General features: G+C 71.5%; 19 protein-coding genes, 1 tRNA gene and 1 pseudogene. 12 read left to right on the forward strand and 9 right to left on the reverse strand.

Annotation, left to right across the window (positions count from 1 at the left end):
- Positions 1–107 precede the first annotated feature (107 nt).
- From ACZ5WC_RS09825 to ACZ5WC_RS09840, 4 genes are all read left to right on the forward strand, one after another.
- Positions 108–500 carry a YciI family protein gene (locus ACZ5WC_RS09825; RefSeq protein ID WP_096626537.1) on the forward strand — a complete coding sequence of 131 codons (393 nt, stop codon included), beginning with the start codon at positions 108–110 and terminating at the stop codon, positions 498–500.
- Positions 501–540: 40 nt separating this feature from the next.
- Positions 541–1,788, forward strand: coding sequence for an RNA polymerase sigma factor (locus ACZ5WC_RS09830; protein WP_468540308.1), 1,248 nt, complete (start codon positions 541–543; stop codon positions 1,786–1,788).
- A gap of 95 nt (positions 1,789–1,883) precedes the next feature.
- Positions 1,884–2,603 (forward strand): HhH-GPD-type base excision DNA repair protein, encoded by a 720-nt coding sequence (locus tag ACZ5WC_RS09835; RefSeq protein ID WP_468540309.1) that lies wholly within the window; start codon positions 1,884–1,886, stop codon positions 2,601–2,603.
- A 143-nt stretch (positions 2,604–2,746) separates the two neighbouring features.
- A complete protein-coding gene (locus ACZ5WC_RS09840) occupies positions 2,747–4,273 on the forward strand; it encodes a M28 family metallopeptidase (protein ID WP_468540310.1) in 1,527 nt (508 codons plus the stop codon).
- Between the two features lie 127 nt (positions 4,274–4,400).
- On the opposite strand, the pseudogene ACZ5WC_RS09845 reads toward ACZ5WC_RS09840, so the two are convergent.
- Positions 4,401–4,897 (reverse strand): annotated as a pseudogene (locus ACZ5WC_RS09845) (helicase HerA-like domain-containing protein); the annotation flags it as partial.
- Positions 4,898–5,097: 200 nt separating this feature from the next.
- On the opposite strand from ACZ5WC_RS09845, the gene ACZ5WC_RS09850 reads away from it, so the two are divergent.
- On the forward strand, positions 5,098–5,394 hold the full coding sequence (locus ACZ5WC_RS09850; protein ID WP_096626547.1) for a type II toxin-antitoxin system VapB family antitoxin: 297 nt from the start codon (positions 5,098–5,100) through the stop codon (positions 5,392–5,394).
- A 176-nt stretch (positions 5,395–5,570) separates the two neighbouring features.
- Positions 5,571–6,170 (forward strand): LytR C-terminal domain-containing protein, encoded by a 600-nt coding sequence (locus tag ACZ5WC_RS09855; RefSeq protein ID WP_468540546.1) that lies wholly within the window; start codon positions 5,571–5,573, stop codon positions 6,168–6,170.
- Positions 6,171–6,207: 37 nt separating this feature from the next.
- Here the strand turns inward: ACZ5WC_RS09855 and upp are convergent, their stop codons facing one another.
- On the reverse strand, positions 6,208–6,843 hold the full coding sequence (gene upp / locus ACZ5WC_RS09860) for a uracil phosphoribosyltransferase (RefSeq protein ID WP_096626551.1): 636 nt from the start codon (positions 6,841–6,843) through the stop codon (positions 6,208–6,210).
- Between the two features lie 102 nt (positions 6,844–6,945).
- On the opposite strand from upp, the gene ACZ5WC_RS09865 reads away from it, so the two are divergent.
- The 6 genes from ACZ5WC_RS09865 to ACZ5WC_RS09890 all read left to right on the forward strand — a co-directional run bounded on the left by ACZ5WC_RS09865 (position 6,946) and on the right by ACZ5WC_RS09890 (position 9,460).
- Positions 6,946–7,197: a hypothetical protein gene (locus ACZ5WC_RS09865; protein WP_096626553.1), complete on the forward strand. Its 252-nt coding sequence runs from the start codon at positions 6,946–6,948 to the stop codon at positions 7,195–7,197.
- A 239-nt stretch (positions 7,198–7,436) separates the two neighbouring features.
- Positions 7,437–7,991 (forward strand): tRNA adenosine deaminase-associated protein, encoded by a 555-nt coding sequence (locus ACZ5WC_RS09870; protein WP_468540547.1) that lies wholly within the window; start codon positions 7,437–7,439, stop codon positions 7,989–7,991.
- Positions 7,992–8,139: 148 nt separating this feature from the next.
- Positions 8,140–8,568 (forward strand): tRNA adenosine(34) deaminase TadA, encoded by a 429-nt coding sequence (gene tadA, locus ACZ5WC_RS09875; RefSeq protein ID WP_468540548.1) that lies wholly within the window; start codon positions 8,140–8,142, stop codon positions 8,566–8,568.
- Between the two features lie 90 nt (positions 8,569–8,658).
- A tRNA-Ser gene (locus tag ACZ5WC_RS09880) sits at positions 8,659–8,746 on the forward strand.
- Between the two features lie 158 nt (positions 8,747–8,904).
- Entirely contained in the window at positions 8,905–9,195 is a 291-nt protein-coding gene (locus ACZ5WC_RS09885; protein ID WP_468540311.1) for a hypothetical protein, read from the forward strand.
- An 88-nt stretch (positions 9,196–9,283) separates the two neighbouring features.
- Entirely contained in the window at positions 9,284–9,460 is a 177-nt protein-coding gene (locus ACZ5WC_RS09890; protein WP_468540312.1) for a hypothetical protein, read from the forward strand.
- A gap of 59 nt (positions 9,461–9,519) precedes the next feature.
- On the opposite strand, the gene ACZ5WC_RS09895 is transcribed toward ACZ5WC_RS09890, so the two are convergent.
- The 7 genes from ACZ5WC_RS09895 to ACZ5WC_RS09925 are packed head-to-tail and all read right to left on the reverse strand — an operon-like array spanning position 9,520 to position 15,939.
- Positions 9,520–10,701 (reverse strand): MFS transporter, encoded by a 1,182-nt coding sequence (locus tag ACZ5WC_RS09895; protein WP_468540313.1) that lies wholly within the window; start codon positions 10,699–10,701, stop codon positions 9,520–9,522.
- The gene (locus ACZ5WC_RS09900) at positions 10,701–11,240 is read right to left on the reverse strand and encodes a GNAT family N-acetyltransferase (RefSeq protein WP_468540314.1); all 540 of its coding nucleotides are present in this window, start codon (positions 11,238–11,240) and stop codon (positions 10,701–10,703) included. Before ACZ5WC_RS09900 ends, ACZ5WC_RS09895 begins: the two co-directional genes overlap by 1 nt.
- A gap of 4 nt (positions 11,241–11,244) precedes the next feature.
- Positions 11,245–12,417: a type III PLP-dependent enzyme gene (locus tag ACZ5WC_RS09905; RefSeq protein ID WP_468540315.1), complete on the reverse strand. Its 1,173-nt coding sequence runs from the start codon at positions 12,415–12,417 to the stop codon at positions 11,245–11,247.
- A 2-nt stretch (positions 12,418–12,419) separates the two neighbouring features.
- Entirely contained in the window at positions 12,420–13,754 is a 1,335-nt protein-coding gene (locus ACZ5WC_RS09910; RefSeq protein WP_468540316.1) for a DUF6271 family protein, read from the reverse strand.
- Positions 13,754–14,773, reverse strand: coding sequence for a phytanoyl-CoA dioxygenase family protein (locus ACZ5WC_RS09915; RefSeq protein WP_468540317.1), 1,020 nt, complete (start codon positions 14,771–14,773; stop codon positions 13,754–13,756). The genes ACZ5WC_RS09910 and ACZ5WC_RS09915 overlap by 1 nt, the downstream gene beginning before the upstream one ends.
- A gap of 42 nt (positions 14,774–14,815) precedes the next feature.
- Positions 14,816–15,394: an HAD family hydrolase gene (locus ACZ5WC_RS09920; RefSeq protein WP_468540318.1), complete on the reverse strand. Its 579-nt coding sequence runs from the start codon at positions 15,392–15,394 to the stop codon at positions 14,816–14,818.
- Positions 15,391–15,939, reverse strand: coding sequence for a hypothetical protein (locus ACZ5WC_RS09925; RefSeq protein ID WP_468540319.1), 549 nt, complete (start codon positions 15,937–15,939; stop codon positions 15,391–15,393). The genes ACZ5WC_RS09920 and ACZ5WC_RS09925 overlap by 4 nt, the downstream gene beginning before the upstream one ends.
- Positions 15,940–16,068: the final 129 nt, after the last annotated feature.

The raw sequence follows: 16,068 nt of genomic DNA on the forward strand, positions 1-16,068 counted from the left end.
TCCGGAGAAGAACCGCGCGTGGTGTCGAGAACCCCGCCCCGGCTCCGACGTCCCCTGTGCAAGCGGAAAGAAGGAACCGACGGAAAACCGGCACGGAGGTTGCGGTCATGAAGTATCTGGTGATGGTCCAGGCCAGCCAGGCGGACTACGAGGCGATGGCCAAGGCCTGGGACGAGAAGGCGATGCAGGAGATGTTCGCCTACATGGGCAAGATCAACGACGATCTCGCCGAGTCGGGTGAGCTGGTCACCGGCTACGGGCTGGTCGAGCCCGCGCAGACCCGGTTCGTCAGCCTCGACGCCGAGGGCCGCCCGGTGGTCTCGGACGGGCCGTACAGCGAGACGAAGGAGCTCCTCGCCGGGTTCTGGGTGCTCGACTGCGAGACCCTGGACAGGGTGACCGAGATCGCCGCCCGCGTGGCGCGCTGTCCGCAGCCGCCCGACGCCCCCGAGTACCCGGTGGTCATCCGGCCCCTGGACGGTGGCGGTCTCAACGAATAGCGGAGGGACGCCCGGGCCGACCGGGCATGGAGGTGCCCGGGTGGGCCCTGTGACGGGCGACATCGAGGACCTGCTGCGCCTGCACGCGCCGCAGGTCCTCGGCGCGCTCGTCCGCCGCTACGGGCACTTCGACCCGGCCGAGGACTCCGTCCAGGAAGCCCTGATCGCGGCCGCCGCGCAGTGGCCCGAGGACGGGGTACCGGACAACCCGCGCGGGTGGTTGATCCGGGTCGCCTCCCGACGCCTCACCGACCGGCTCCGCAGTGACGCCGCGCGCCGGAGGCGGGAGGAGACCGCGGCCGCCCTCACCCCGGCCGACGCGTTCGTCGCCCCGCCGCCCGGGGAGAGCCGGGCCCCCTCCGAGGACGACACGCTCACCCTGCTCTTCCTCTGCTGCCACCCCGCGCTCTCCCCCGCCGCCCAGGTGGCACTGACCCTGCGCGCGGTCGGCGGCCTGACGACGGCGGAGGTCGCCCGCGCCCTGCTGGCGCCGGAGGCGACGGTGGCGCAGCGCATCAGCCGGGCCAAGCGGGCGGTGCGCGGCGCGGGGTTCCGGGCGCCGGAGCCGGCGGACCGTGACCGGCGGCTCGCCGCCGTCCTCCAGGTGCTCTACCTGATCTTCAACGAGGGCTACACCGCCACCTCCGGTCCCGACCTGCACCGCACCGATCTGGCCCGCGAGGCGATCCGGCTGACCCGTTCCGTACGCCGGCTGCTGCCCCGCGAAGGGCGTGTGACCGGGCTGCTGGCGCTGATGGTCCTCACGGAGGCGCGCACTCCGGCGCGTACCGGGCGGGGCGGCGAGTTGATCCCGCTCGACGAGCAGGACCGTGCCCTCTGGGACCGTACGGCCATCGCGGAGGGCACCGCCCTGGCGCAGGAGGCGCTCGCCCAGGGGCCCGCCGGGGACTACCAGCTCCAGGCCGCCATCGCCGCCCTGCACGACGAGGCCGAGCGCGCCGAGGACACCGACTGGCCGCAGATCCTCGCCCTGTACGACCTCCTCGTCCGGCGCACCCCCGACCCCGCCGCCGCACTGGGGCGGGCCGTCGCGGTGGCCATGGTCCACGGGCCGCGCGCCGGGCTCGCCGAGGTCGACGCGCTGGCGGAGACCTCCTCGGGCACGGAGGCGGGGAGCTACCGCCTCGACGCCGTACGCGGCCATCTCCTGGAGCGCGCCGGGGAGCCGGACTCCGCCCGCGCCGCCTACCTCGCCGCAGCCGACGCCACCCTCAGCGAGCCCGAGGCCCGCTACCTGCGCGGACGCGCGGACCGGATCGTTCCGTGAGCCGTGACGGCCGGGTTCCACGCCGTACTCCCTTTGGCCGACCGGAACCGCGACCCCGCTCGCCGTCTCCCGCACCGCTCGGGATGATCAGCCCCATGACCACCAGCGACAGCGGCAGAGACCTCGGGCAGGGCTTCGGCAAGGACGTCGCCCTGCGGATCGCCCAGCAGCCGAAGGCCGACGAGCTGCTCGGCCGCAGCCCGCTGGCTGCCCTGGTCGGCATGCTGCTCGACCAGCAGGTGCCGATGGAGTGGGCGTTCACGGGGCCGTACACGCTCGCCGGGCGGATGGGCTCGGACGACCTGGACGCCGGGCTGATCGCCGCCCAGGACCCGGAAGCGTTCACCGCGCTGTTCACCGCCAAGCCCGCCCTGCACCGCTACCCGGGGTCCATGGCCCAGCGCGTGCAGCAGCTGTGCCAGTACCTGGTGGCGGAGTACGGCGGTGACGCGAGTGCGGTGTGGCGGGACGTTCCCTCCGGCTCGGAACTGCTCGAACGCCTGAAGGCGCTGCCGGGGTTCGGCGAGCAGAAGGCCCGGATCTTCCTGGCGCTGCTCGGCAAGCAGTTCGGCGTACGGCCCCCGGGATGGCGGGAGGCGGCGGGGCCGTACGGAGAGGCCGGATCGCGCCGCTCCGTCGCCGACATCACCGGGCCGGAGTCACTCGCCGAGGTACGCGCGTACAAGCAGGAGGCCAAGGCGGCAGCCAAGGCCGCGAAGGCGACGAAAGCGGCGAAGAAGGCCCCTGCGGCGCCGGAACGGACCTCGAAAAGGGCCTCCGCCGCGAAGTCCGAGAGGAAGCCGCCCACCCCCTGACGCCCTCCCGAACCGGCCACCCGGCACGGCCCATCGATCAGAACCAGCCACAACGGTTCACAGAAGTCACTCCGCTCGCTAGCTTTCCCAGCACATTCGTTCAGACCGGAAGGACTCCTGTGCACGCAACACGTCGCAGAGCCATGGCTGTTGTGGCCGCCACCGCCCTGGCCACACCGCTTCTCCTGGCCGCGTCCCCGAACCACGGGCGCCCCACGCCGCACGACCCCGCCAAGGAAGCCGCCAAGCTCTCAAGGAAGTTGGTGAAGAGCGCGTCCGCCCACGACGCCTACCGCCACCTCCAGCAGTTCCAGGCGATAGCCGACTCGGCCGGGGGCCACCGCGCCGCGGGGTCGCTCGGTCACGACGCCTCGGCGGCGTACGTCTACCGCCAGCTCCAGCGGGCCGGATACCAGGTCTCGTACGAGAGCTTCCGCTTCACCTACACCCAGACGCTGGCCGAAAAGCTCTCCGTGACCGCCCCGGCGCCCCGCGACGTGACGATCAAGGCGATGACGTACACCCCCTCGACCGAGGTGGGCGGGGTGACGGCGGCGCTCGTCGCGGTGCCCCTCGACGAGACCACCGGCTGCGAGGTGTCCGACTACGCCGCCGCGGACTTCACCGGCGCGATCGCGCTGATCCAGCGCGGCGGCTGCACCTTCGCCGACAAGCAGGCGGCCGCCGCGGACGCCGGTGCGGTCGGAGCGGTCATCTACAACAACACCGAGGGCGTGCTCTCCGGCACGCTCGGCGAGGCCTCCGCGGGCCGTATCCCGACCGGCGGGCTCACCCAGGAGGAGGGCGAGAAGCTCGCCGCCGACCTCGCGGGCGGCGAGGTCACGGTCTCCTTCGAGATCCGCGAGCTCCAGGAGGAGCGGGGCACCCGCAACGTCATCGCCGAGACCCGCGGCGGCAGCGCGGACCGCACCGTGATGCTCGGCGCCCACCTCGACTCGGTGACCGAGGGCCCCGGCATCAACGACAACGGCTCCGGTTCCGCCGGGCTGCTCGACGTCGCCCTGAAGCTGGCGAAGTCGAAGAGCAAGCCCGCCAACAAGGTCCGTTTCGCCTGGTGGTCGGCCGAGGAGAACGGTCTGATCGGCTCGGAGAAGTACGTCGAGGCGCTGAGCGAGAAGCAGCGCAAGCAGATCAAGCTCTACCTGAACTTCGACATGATCGCCTCGCCCAACGGCGCCCAGTTCGTCTTCGACGGCGACGACTCCGACGGGGTCGGCGCGGGCCCCGGCCCAGAGGGATCGGCCCAACTCGAACGTGACATCAACGAGTTCCTCGACCGCAAGGGCAAGCCGCACGAGGGCACGGACTTCACCGGCCGCTCGGACTACGGGCCGTTCATCGAGGTCGGCATCCCCTCCGGCGGTACGGACACCGGGGCCGAGGGCATCAAGACGGCGGCCCAGGCCGAGGTGTTCGGCGGCGAGGCGGGGATCGCGTACGACCCCTGCTACCACGCGGCCTGCGACGACCTGAGCAACATCGACATGGGCCACTTCGACACCAACATCGACGTGATCGCCAACGCCGTCGGGACGTACGCCCACGACCTGAGCTCCCTGACCCGCCCGGTCACCCCCGCCCCCAGCACCGGCACCCCGGGCAGCGGCGGCGGCCTCCGCGAGGGCCACGGCCACGAGGTCACCGAGTGACCGCCCCTTCCCGGAGCGAGTGAAGCCCGTGAGCCCGGTACGGAACCCCGTACCGGGCTCACCGCCTCCGCCGGGCCGTGCCGTGCCGAACAGCGAGCGCGAGATCTCCCGCCCCAGCTGGGTTCCTCTTGAGGTCGACCAGCTCCAGGCCCTTGGCGTCCGCGTAGTGGGAGATCAGCCCGGGCGACTGCTCCTGGGCCCTGTTGAGGCCGAGCACCTTGGCCAGGAGGACCGGGCCGAAGCTGGTGACCGTCGCCCGCGGCGGGACGCCGGGGCCGATGCCGCCGAGCGCGTAGAACTCGCTCGGGAAACCCGTGGCGCGCCACTCCCGCCCCACCTGGGCTGCTCGCTCGTCCACGGCCGCCCCGCCCTCTCCGGGGGCCGATACGCCGGAGACGTCGCCCTTGCTGTCGGCGAGGAGACGGGCACCCCGTGCGCGGAGAGCTGTTCGGCGATCAGCTGGAGGGTCTTGGTCTTGCCGGTGCCGGTGGCGCCCGCGACCAGCCCGTGCCGGTTGAGCACGGCGAGCGGGATGCGGACGGGGGCGGCGGACAGGCAGGCGCCGTCCCACAGCAGGGCGCCGAGGTCGAGGGCGTCGCCGGAGACGGCGTACCCGGCGGCGATCTCCCGCGCGGGGTCCGGGTCCCTGGCGGCGTCCCGATCCGTGCCCCCGCCCGTACCCGCGTCCGTGTTCGCGCTCCCGCTCACCCCGGTGACCCCTGTCCCGGTATCTCACGCTATGCAGCCGTATACGGCCCTTGCGTCAGCATCGCAGTGAGGTTCCCTGGCTGCGCCCGGAGCCCCTTGCCCGGTAGGCTTTCCGTGTGATCTTCAAGCGCATCGGAAATGGGCGGCCTTATCCCGACCACGGCCGGGAAAGCACCCGACAGTGGGCGGATGTCGCGCCGCGTCCGGTCCGCCTGGACCAGCTCGTGACCACCAAGGGCCAGCTGGACCTGGAGACCCTCCTCGCCGAGGACTCCACGTTCTACGGCGACCTCTTCGCCCACGTCGTGAAGTGGCAGGGCGACCTCTACCTGGAGGACGGGCTGCACCGGGCGGTCCGGGCCGCGCTCCAGCAGCGCCAGGTGCTGCACGCCCGCGTCCTCGACCTGGGCTGACGCCCCCGGGAGCCTCGCCCGGCCCTCTTCACCCGCACCCGCACCCGGCCCTCCCTCCCGATTCGGGCCTTTCGGGTGCTTTCGTGCGCATCCGGGTGCCATACGTTGATCATTTAGTACGCATCATCACCGGGTCGCACTACGCTGCCTCCATGAGCATGCTCACTCCCCCCGGCATGGGCGGAAAGTACCGCATCACGGGCGACACCTACCCCCGCATGCGCCGCCCCCGGCGCCGCGGCAGGCTGGTCCTCGCGGGGGTCTGCGCCGTCGTCGCCCTCGGCCTGGCCGGCTGGGGCACGCTCCAGCTCATCGACGTCTTCACCGGCGGCGACAAGAGCGCCAACGCGGTCGGCCACCAGCGGGACTGCCCCACCCCGAAGCCGTCGGCCCCCGTCCGGGCGCTGCCGAAACCGGCTGCCATCAAGGTGAACGTCTACAACGCGACGACCCGCAGCGGCCTGGCCAAGTCCGCGGCCGAGGAGCTCAAGAAGCGCGGCTTCACCGTCGGCGAAGTGGGCAACGCGTCCAAGGAGTACGACAAGAAGGTGCCGGGCACGGCCGTGCTGCTGGGCGCGCCGACCGCGACGAACAGCAGCTTCACCGTGCTCGGCACGCAGCTGGTGGGCACCGTGCAGAAGACCGACGCCCGCAAGACCGCCGAGGTCGACCTGATCCTCGGCGCGAAGTTCAAGGCGTTCAACACCCCGCAGGAGGCGACCGCCGCGATGGCGGCCCTGACGGCGAAGCCGTCCCCGGCCCCGTCCTCCTGCTGAGCCCGCGGGTACCCGGGGTACCCGCGGGCCCCGCGGACTACTCGGCCGTGCCGTACATCCGGTCACCCGCGTCGCCGAGGCCCGGCACGATGTAGCCGTGCTCGTTGAGCCGCTCGTCGACCGAGGCGGTGACGACGGTGACCGGGGTGCCCGCCAGCTCGCGCTCCATCACCTCGACGCCCTCGGGCGCCGCGAGCAGGACGACGGCGGTGACGTCGTCGGCGCCGCGCTTGATCAGCTCGCGGATCGCCGCGACGAGGGTGCCGCCGGTGGCCAGCATCGGGTCCAGGACGTAGACCTGGCGGCCGGAGAGGTCCTCGGGCATCCGCGTGGCGTACGTCTCCGCCTCCAGCGTCTCCTCGTTGCGGATCATGCCGAGGAAGCCCACCTCGGCGGTCGGCAGCAGCCGCACCATGCCGTCCAGCATGCCGAGGCCGGCGCGCAGGATCGGGACGACGAGGGGGCGGGGGTGCGACAGCTTGACCCCCGTCGTGGGCGTCACCGGGGTGTCGATGTCGACCTGCTCGGTGCGCACATCCCTGGTGGCCTCGTAGGCGAGGAGGGTGACCAGCTCGTCGGCGAGCCGCCGGAAGGTCGGGGAGTCGGTGCGCTTGTCGCGCAGCGTGGTGAGTTTGTGCGCCACCAGCGGGTGGTCGACGACGTGGATCCGCATGCGTCAACAGTAACCGTGCCGCCCGGCACTCTGCGCTGGCATCAACCACCTGTTCGGGGGGAAGGTGGGGACATACGGACCCAGCATTGGGGTGGTGTGTCGATGCCGCACGGGGAAGAACAGCGGAACCCGGGCTCACGCGGGGTGGGCGACGCGCTCGACGCGCGCGACCCGCAGGGCGTGACGGGTGATGTCGAGGACGCGCAGGAGAGTGACGCGGCCCGCCGCCGACGACGCGCCCAGTTCCTCCGCGAGCTCCACGAGGCCAAACAGCTGCGCGACCGGGTGCAGCCGCGCCGGGCCCGTGCGGCCCGTATGCGGCAACAGATGCGGATGCGCACGTTCCGCTGGTGAGGCCTCGTGACGCCCCCTCGTACCACCGGCGCACTCCCCCTCTGACCGAGCTCTCACCGGCTCCGTCAGGGCGAGGGCCGACCAGGCACTCCTGGAACTGATGGCCGACGCAACGGTCGAAGACGTCTCGCACGGCGCTTGTTTCTGCCACGATGCCGATTGGGCGGGGCTCAGGGCGGACGGATGACCGGCTGCCCTCCCGTCGGACCGATTCACCTATGACCAGTGGGAGAGTCACGGTGTACTTCGCCGCACTGCTCGCGCGCACCGAAGACGGGTGGGAAGCGAGCGACACAGAGCTCGACGATGTGGAGACCCTGTCCGACCTGACGGATCTGGCCCGGGATGCCTCGGTGGACGAGGACACGGTCCTGGTCTACATCGAGCAGGAGGACGCCTGGTTCGGCGTCGTCCGGGTGGACGGTGAGGAGGACCCCCGTATCTACGTCTCGGACGCGTCCGCCGCCGCCCGCTCCTCGTACGGGGAGATCCTGCTCACCGACGAAATGCTCGGCCGCGAACCAGGGGCCGAGGACGAGATCGCCGCCCTGGAGGAGCTCGTCGACCTCGACGGCACCGAGGACGGCGAGCCGGAACGATCCGCCCCCGAGGCCGCCGCCCCGGACGACGACGCCGCCGACCCGGACGCCGTACCGGCGGGACCGATCGGTGAGCTCGGGGTCCTCGCGGACCTCGGGATGTCCGAGAAGGAGCTGCTGACCCTGCAGACGGACGCGCTCGCGGAGATCGCGGAGGCCGTGGGAGCGTCCGACGTCATGGAATCGGTCCGCTAGGGCAGCGCCGGGGTGCGGTGTCCACCGCCCGCTGTCCGCTGTCCGCTAGGGTCCGCGGGTGATCGCACCGCCTCCGCACCCCTCACCCCCGCCCTCCCCCGGTCCCGTACCCCCGCCCGATCCGGTACGCGACCCCTGGCAGTCACCGATGCGCCGCGCTCTCGCCCAGGCCGCGCAGGCGGCGTCGGCCGGCGATGTGCCGGTCGGCGCCGTCGTCCTCGGCCCCGACGGCGCGCCGCTCGCCGTCGGGCACAACGAGCGCGAGGCCACCGGCGACCCGACCGCGCACGCGGAGATCCTGGCCCTGCGCCGCGCGGCCGCGGCCCACGGCGAGTGGCGGCTGAGCGGCTGCACGCTCGTGGTCACCCTGGAGCCCTGCACGATGTGCGCGGGCGCGCTGGTCCAGGCCCGGGTGGACCGGGTCGTCTACGGGGCCCGGGACGAGAAGGCGGGTGCGGCCGGATCTCTCTGGGACGTCGTCCGCGACCGCCGCCTGAACCACCGTCCGGAGGTCATCGGCGGGGTGCTGGAAGCGGAGTGCGCCGAGCAGCTGACGGCCTTCTTCCGGGCGCTCTGACCCCGTACGGTCGCCTGCTCCCGACCCCTGCGGTCCGGCCGCCGGGAACCGATTTCTTTCCGCGCCCCGGGATGGTCTAAGCTCTCTCTCGGTAGCGTGTCCGAGCGGCCGAAGGAGCTCGCCTCGAAAGCGAGTGTGGCGTAACCCGTCACCGTGGGTTCAAATCCCACCGCTACCGCTGGTAGACGAAGGGCCCGGCTCGATGAGCCGGGCCCTTCGCTTTGCCCTCCGTCTCACCTCCCGTCCCAGTTACTCGTGCTGAGTCTTCCGATTGGCCAGCGGGCAGTCTTCGGAGGCCTCACAATCTGAGGGGCGTCCGGCGGGGGAAGGCGGAGCATGGACCCAGAAGTGACACAGGCGATCGCCACGGTGCTGGTGGCTGCGACAGGTTCGGCCGTCGCCGCGATAGCCAGCGGAAAGTTGCGCGGGCTTCTTCGAGCGATCTTCCGGCGCCCACGAGAAACCTCCGTGATCGTGGAGGTGGACGGCAAGCGTGTCGAGCTGAGCGGTGATCAACTCAGCCCGGAAGCCGTGCAGGCGCTCATCCAGCGCCTGCACGACACACGGAGCGGCGCCGCGCGTGCAGGTGAATCGGAGAAGACCTCGGGGGGCACGACCGGTGAGTGAAGAGGTGATCGGCCCGGCGGAGGATCTCGCAGCGGCGCCCGTTCAAGGTGGCACAGCAGCCGTTACGACGGTGTCATCCCACTTCAAGATGGTCTTCATCGCAGTCGTGGCCATAACCGTCGGTGCTCTGGCGGCGAATCTCTGCATCGCCATCTTCGTGGAGGAGCCGACCGAGGCGGCCAAGTCGGCGATGGACTCGTGCTCGACCATCGCCAACCTCGGCTTCGGGGCCATCGTCGGGCTGCTCGGCGGCAAGGCGGTCTAAGGGCTGTCGTCCGGATCAGGCCGGACCCCGCGAGTCCGGCATGATCCGGACGGCAGGCCTCAAGCGCCCGACGGAGCCTCCGCCAGCGCCTTCCAGCGGATGCGGGTCGCGCAGGCCGACACGAGGAGCGCCGACAGCGCGACCGCGCCCATGCCCCACAGCAGGCTTCCGGCGGCGGCGATGAAACCGATCACCGCGGGACCGGCCAGCAGACCCGTGGTGCCCATGGCGGCGACCAGGGCCAGCGCGTCCGGCCCCTGGCGGGCGGCGGCGACGTAGAGGCACGGGGTCACCGCGGCGATACCGAGCCCGACGCAGGCGAATCCGATCAGTGTCGGCACCACGCCACCGACCAGCAGGGCCACCGCGAGGCCCGAACCGGCCAGCACGCTGCCGACGCGGACGACCCGGCCGTCGCCCCAGCGGGTGCGCCAGCCGTCGGCGAAGAGGCGGGCCACGACCATCATGACCGAGACCACCGCGATGCCGAGCGGGGCAACCTCCGCACCGGCCTTGACCACGTCCTCCAGGTAGAGCGCCGACCAGTCGTTCATGGCGCCCTCCGTGACCGTGCCGAAGGCCATCGCCAGGCCCATCCAGATCGTCACCTTGGTCGGCAGGGTCAGCTTGCGGCGGCCCTTGCCCTCCTCCGCCGCTTCGGGCCGGGGGTCCTCCGTGAGCAGTCCCGGCCGGGAGTAGGCGATCAGCAGCACCAGAACGACCGCCGCCACGCCGAAGTGGGCCGCGAGCGACGTGGTCCACAGGTTCATACCGGACGCCAGGAGCGCGGCCCCCAGCGAGCCCGCGCTGAACGTGGCGTGGAGCTGGGACAGTGCCGTGCGCTCGTAGCGGACTTCGAGCGCGGCCCCCTGGGCGTTCATCGCGACGTTGAGGCAGCCGACGGCGACCCCGTCGAGGCAGATGACCAGCAGGGCGACCGGGTAGTTCGGTGCCACCGCCAGGGCCAGCAGGAGCAGCCCGAGGGCGAGCGCCGAGACGAAGGTGAGGCGCCGGGAGCCCAGCCTCCTCATCAGCGGTCCCACGAGGGGGAACGAGCTCGCCGCGCCCGCCCCGCAGGCCATCAGGAGGAGGCCCACTTCCGCCTCGCTCAGACCGAGTTCCGTCTTGAGGGCGGGGAGCCGTGACGCCCAGGTGGCGTACTGGAAGCCGAGAAAACAGAACAGGGCCGCGATCGCCACCTGCGTACGGCGGAAATCGTCGTTGATCCGGAACACCGACATCAGCTCACTTCGTTCTTCCGCGACGCCCCGCGCGCCGGGGAACTCACCGCCATGGACATGTACACCGCGTCCTCGCCGTAGCCCGGCGGCAGCCCGACCTCGGTATGGGGTGCGTAGCCACGGGCCGACCAGAAGGTGTCGCTGCCTCCCACGGCGATCAGGGAGATCCGTTCGTAGCTCCGCGAACCGGCGGCGGCGGACAGGTGGTCGATCAGCCGCGTGCCCCAGCCCCGGCGCCGGAACTCCTCGGCGACGACACAGTCGTGCAGATGCAGGTTGGCCGAGCGGAAGACGGTGTACTCCGCCCGGCCCAGATCGGGGTACCGGCGGAAGGGGTAGGGCAGGGCCAGTACGTAGCCCACGGTCCGGCGCTCGTGTTCCAGGAGGAAGCAGGTCTCCGGGGACGCCCGCGCTCTGGACTTCAGGGCCTCCTGCTCCTCCGAGAGATCGCTCCCGGTGTACGTCCGCGCCTCCAGCGCGGTGATGCCGCTCCAGTCGTCCTCGACGATCCGGCGGATGCGTAGCGCGTCGTGACCCATCGGTTCAGGCCCTTTCGTCGATCAGCGTGTGGGGAAGGGGGCTGAACCCGTTGAATCCCTGGGTCATGTAGCCGGTGGCGTAGGCACCGCACGCGAAGATCCAGACCGGGTCTCCGGACGCCGCGTCCCGGGGTACGGGGACGGGGTCGCTGCCGTAGGCGTCGTCGCTGTCGCAGGTCGGGCCCGCGATGACGGCGGGCACGTGGTCCGTTCCGGTCCCGGAGTGGGTCGGGAAGACCAGCCGGTAGCGCACCCCGTCCATCTCGTACAGGCCGTTGAACTTGCCGCAGCTCAGATACAGCCAGTTCTCCCGCTCCCCGTCGAGCTGCCGGCGTGTGGTCAGCCGGGACACATGGGCCCGGATCGCGCCGTGGTCCGCGACCAGATGGCGGCCCGGCTCCATGACGAAGCGCAGGGGTGACTCCGAGACCTCGCCGAGCTGCTGCATGCCCTCGCGGATCACGGTGAAGATCTTGTCCACCGGAGGGTCGAGCCGTCGGCCCTGCCGGTCGGCGTACCCGAGCGCGGGCAGGCCGCCGCCGAGGTTGACGTGGTCGAGGAGGATGCCGCGCCCGTTCAGCGTCACGATGACGCCGGTCAGGGTCTCGAAGGCCCGGCGCCAGGCCTCGGACGTCATCTGCTGGGAGCCGACGTGGACCGACAGACCCGCGGGTGTCAGGCCCGCCTGCCGTGCCGCCTCCAGCACCCGGACCGCGTCCGCCGCCGAGCAGCCGAACTTGCGGCTGAGGCCCCACAGCGCTCCGTACCCGTCGGTGGCCAGTCGGCAGAAGACCCGGGAGCCGGGGGCGTGGGCGGCGATCGCCGCCACGTCTTCGAGGCTGTCGGTGGCGAAGTCCCGCACGCCGAGGCGGTGGGCGGCGGCGATGTCGCGGTCGGACTTGATGGTGTTCCCGTAGTGGATCTTCTCCAGCGGAACCCCGGTCGCGATGGCCTGCTCGATCTCCCGGGGGCTGGCCGCGTCGAACCCGGAGCCCAGTTCCGCGAGGCGGAGCAGGACCCCGTCCACCGGGCAGGCCTTCATCGCGAAGCGGACCGAGAGGCCGGGCAGCTCCTCGGTGAGGGCGGTGAACTGCGCCTCGATCCCCGCGAGGTCGAAGACGATCACGTCCTCGGGGGCGGCCGCCAGGGCCGCGCGCATACGTGCTGTCTCGTCCATGATCAGAGGCCCGGCCCCGAGGGTCCGGCGGCCCCGTGAAGGGGCACGGTCCGGCTCGCCCGCACCATCTCTCCCCACGACTCGATCAGGAACGCGAAGTCTTCGATGTCCTCGCACGCCTCGTCGAGCAGCCGCTTCCCCTCCTCCTCCAGGAGCCCGGCGAACTCGGTGTACCGGCCGCCGAGTCCGCGATAGGAGCGGTCCAGGACCTCCAGCCGGTGGACGTTCCCGGACCGGTCGAGGCGCGTGCTCTCGCGGACGAGCCGGGCCGTCTCCGCCGGGCGGAGGAGTCCGTCCCCATCGAGCAGGGCGCCGCCCGCGGCCGCCATCCGGTCGTAGATGTCGTTGAAGTAGAGCATCGACAGGAAGAACTTCACCAACCGCCGGTGGTAGGCGCTGAATCCGGCGTCCGTGCGGCGTTCGGGGGTGTAGAAGTTGACGATGTTGCGGTTGTGCAGGACGCCGGGGAGCCGCGCGTCGTGCACGAGGTGGAGCAGGAAGTAGTCGCTGCCGATGGTGTTGACCGCCGGCGGCAGCGGCACGTTCTCGTACACCTCGCGGTGGAGGCTGATGTTGCACATGTCCACCCGCATGGGGTCGACGACGGTCAGGAGCGCGTGGTCCTGTCGGAACGGCTCGGTGCCCGCGCCGCGGAAGGACTCCCCGACCAGCTCCCGCTTTCTGCTCTCCGGCCACTCCGGCGGTGCCCAGAGGCTCACGATGTCGTAGTAGATCTCCGGGTCGAGCCTCTGCACCTCGCCGATGTCCACGGACAGTTCGCCCACGAAGGAGCTGCCGACCAGCACCACCGGCTTGTCCGCGTCCGCCGGGTCGAGCAGGGTCTCGGTGACGCCGTCCGCCGCGTCCCGGGCGCGCCTGCCCAGCGAGGTGAGTTCGTGGTGGACGGGGTGGACGGGCGTGCGGTCCTCCTGGACCTGGAAGGCGCTGTCGGAGTCCCTGCGGTGCACCGACTCGCACCCGAGGGCGCGGGCGATCAGGAAGGCCCGGTTCGTGCACGCCCCGTAGGAGACGTCGGACGGGAGCATCAGATCGAGCAGCCGGTCCGGGGCGACGGACCCGGAGCGTTCCAGCACCCGCCGCAGGAAGTCCCGCTGCGCCGCTTCGTCGAGGTGATGTACGTGGACGTTCGCCGCCCGGTGCTCGGCGGCGAGGACCCCGGCGTGCTCCTGGAACGCTCGCGGGCCGGAGGAGTCCAGGACCAGCAAGTGCACCTCGACGCCGAAGTGTTCCGCCGCGTGGTCGGCCTCCGCGCCGACCACCGACAGGGTCTTCGCACAGGGCCGGTTCGTGGGGAGGGCCAGGCAGATACGGCGCATCACCGCTCCCTCCAGGAGGTGAGCCCGAGCAGCTTCTCGCCGAGCCCGGTCAGCTCGGCTGGTCCGTAGCGCAGGGATTCGTGCTTGGTCGCGTCGCCGACCAGCGTCCTGTTCCAGTCCGGGGTGGTGAGGTGGCGCCAGGAGTCGATCCGGGAGCGCCGCATCTCCTCGTGCGACTCCAGCGCGGGCATCATCGAGAGGTACTGCACCGAACGCACGCCGTTCTCGGAGGTGTTGCGCGCCACCCCGTGAGCCAGCAGGCCGTTCCAGATCAGCAGGTCACCGGCGTTCAGCTCGGGCCGGACCACCGGGTATGCGGCGCGGTCGGCGGCGGGCCTGATCGGGTCCCGGTCCGCGGGCTGCCCCGCCGCCCACTCCTCGAACCGGTGGAACAGCTCGGGCGAGCACTGGAACCCGCCCAGCTCCGGCCGGGTGTCGTTGAGGGCGATGATCCCCTGGACCCGCTGGGGCGGCTCCGCGAGGGTGGTGTCGACGTCCCAGTGGAGCTCGATGTCGAACCCCTGGTCCGTCGGGGCTATCAGCGCCCGGTCGCGGTTCCTGACGTTGGGCGGGTTGAGGTTGAGGCGGTCCAGCGTCACCCACAGCTCTTCGCAGTCCCACACGTCGACGAACGCGTCGTAGACCCGCTGGGTCTGGCGGCTGTCCCAGATGTACTGGTGCTGGTAGGCCTCGACGAACCCGTAGACGTACAGATCGCGTTCGAGGTCCGTGGCGAACTCCCGCTCCTCGTACCAGGTGTCCGGCCGGTCGGGGTCGAGTCCCTGGAAGTCCCAGGTGAATTCGAGGAGCTTCCGCGCGGCGGCGGGCTCGATCGCCTGCCGCACGATGACGTAGCCGTAGCTCTGCCAGAACGCGAAGTCCTCCTCGGACAGCACCCGCAGGGGGCGGGACTTGCGGAGGTCGCGCAAAGGGGCGGGCGAGACGTAGGTCTCGCCGTCGGCACTGAAGTACGCGAGGTCCGAGGCCGCTCGGTGCAGGTGCGGTTCGGGGTCGGGCATGGTCTCACTCCAAGCTTCGATGGTGCGTTGGTGCGTTGTGGTTCAGCCGGACAACAGGCCGTGGGCCCGCAGTTGCCGCCGGGTGGCGTGGGCCGATGCGAAGGGGATGCCGATGCCGCCGAGCGCTGTCACCGCGTCCGTGTTCGCCCGCATGTCGTCGATCAGGACCAGGTCGTGCGGGCCGGTACCGGTCTCCTCGCCCAGCAGGCGGAAGAACCGCTCGGAGGGCTTGCGGACGCCGAACCGGTACGAGGCGTAGACCTCCAGGCCCGTTCCGGCGAGCAGGTCCCGCTCGATCTCCTCGATCCACCGGGGGTAGTTGGACGCGACCACGGTCCGGTGCTCGCGCGCGCACTCCGCGACGAGCTCGCGCATGCCCTTCAGCCAGGCGTAGCCGCTTCTCCTCGTGCGGTGGAAGACGTCGGCGTCGAACGACAGTCCGGCGTCCCGCATGGCGGCCCAGTAGTCCTCTTCCGCCAACTCGCCGCATTCCAGCTGGTGATAGGCGCCCTGGGGCCGGGCCCGCTCGAACTCCTCATAGGTGATGCCGAATGCCTGTTCGTACGCCGATCGATAGGGGTCCGACAATAGGGTGTCCATCAGATCGAAGGCAATGATCATGAAGGCCCCTCCGCCCCGGCGTTGGCGGCCAGCGCCGCCGCATAGGCACGCAGCACCCGGTGTTCCCGCTCGTGGACGACATGGACGGGGGGCCCTTCTCCGCCCCCGGCGGAGACGCCGGCCATGACCGCCGCGTGGCGCAGCAGTGCGTAACTCCCGGACGCCCCGGCACGGAAGGCCTCAGGGTCCTCATGGGCCAGCTTCGCCCACTCCTGGTGCCCTTCGCCCAGCGCCGCCCGGGACGCCTCCAGCAGATCGGCCCCGCACAGCCCCGGCCGCAGGGCGTCCACCTCGATGCCGTGCACCGTGGTGGTGAGGTCCACACAGACCGGCCCGTCGTCGAACCCCTCCTCCTCCAGCGCGCCGAGCGCGGTCTCGGCGGCCCAGTCCTGCTCCGGACCACGGCGGCGGAGCAGGAGCGCGAAGGTGAACTCGCAGGCCCGGCGCCGGTCGGCGGGCCCGCTCACCTTCCAGATCGCGCAGATCCGGCGGGAGCTCCCGAGGACGACCGCGTTGACGTGGAGCCCCGTGTTCATCGATGGCATGCCTTCGTTCCCGCTGTTGTGGGTGAGCGGCCGGGGGGGGGGGGGGGGGGGGGGGGGGGGGGGGGGAAGGAGGGGGGGGGGGGGGGGGGGGACGAGGGGGTCAACCAGGACGAGGTCCGCCGCATCGTC

The organism is Streptomyces sp. NPDC033165 (assembly GCF_055577965.1).

Bases quoted from the DNA above. Each gene is read 5' to 3' on its own strand.
- ACZ5WC_RS09890 (WP_468540312.1), top strand. From the start codon at position 9,284: ATGGTCTTCATCGCAGTCGTGGCCATAACCGTCGGTGCTCTGGCGGCG.
- ACZ5WC_RS09855 (WP_468540546.1), top strand. From the start codon at position 5,571: ATGGGCGGAAAGTACCGCATCACGGGCGACACCTACCCCCGCATGCGC.
- ACZ5WC_RS09825 (WP_096626537.1), top strand. From the start codon at position 108: ATGAAGTATCTGGTGATGGTCCAGGCCAGCCAGGCGGACTACGAGGCG.
- ACZ5WC_RS09835 (WP_468540309.1), top strand. From the start codon at position 1,884: ATGACCACCAGCGACAGCGGCAGAGACCTCGGGCAGGGCTTCGGCAAG.
- ACZ5WC_RS09900 (WP_468540314.1), bottom strand. From the start codon at position 11,240: ATGGGTCACGACGCGCTACGCATCCGCCGGATCGTCGAGGACGACTGG.
- ACZ5WC_RS09905 (WP_468540315.1), bottom strand. From the start codon at position 12,417: ATGGACGAGACAGCACGTATGCGCGCGGCCCTGGCGGCCGCCCCCGAG.
- tadA (WP_468540548.1), top strand. From the start codon at position 8,140: ATGCGCCGCGCTCTCGCCCAGGCCGCGCAGGCGGCGTCGGCCGGCGAT.
- ACZ5WC_RS09895 (WP_468540313.1), bottom strand. From the start codon at position 10,701: ATGTCGGTGTTCCGGATCAACGACGATTTCCGCCGTACGCAGGTGGCG.
- ACZ5WC_RS09840 (WP_468540310.1), top strand. From the start codon at position 2,747: ATGGCTGTTGTGGCCGCCACCGCCCTGGCCACACCGCTTCTCCTGGCC.
- ACZ5WC_RS09885 (WP_468540311.1), top strand. From the start codon at position 8,905: ATGGACCCAGAAGTGACACAGGCGATCGCCACGGTGCTGGTGGCTGCG.
- ACZ5WC_RS09910 (WP_468540316.1), bottom strand. From the start codon at position 13,754: ATGCGCCGTATCTGCCTGGCCCTCCCCACGAACCGGCCCTGTGCGAAG.
- ACZ5WC_RS09915 (WP_468540317.1), bottom strand. From the start codon at position 14,773: ATGCCCGACCCCGAACCGCACCTGCACCGAGCGGCCTCGGACCTCGCG.
- ACZ5WC_RS09865 (WP_096626553.1), top strand. From the start codon at position 6,946: ATGCCGCACGGGGAAGAACAGCGGAACCCGGGCTCACGCGGGGTGGGC.
- upp (WP_096626551.1), bottom strand. From the start codon at position 6,843: ATGCGGATCCACGTCGTCGACCACCCGCTGGTGGCGCACAAACTCACC.
- ACZ5WC_RS09925 (WP_468540319.1), bottom strand. From the start codon at position 15,939: ATGCCATCGATGAACACGGGGCTCCACGTCAACGCGGTCGTCCTCGGG.
- ACZ5WC_RS09920 (WP_468540318.1), bottom strand. From the start codon at position 15,394: ATGATCATTGCCTTCGATCTGATGGACACCCTATTGTCGGACCCCTAT.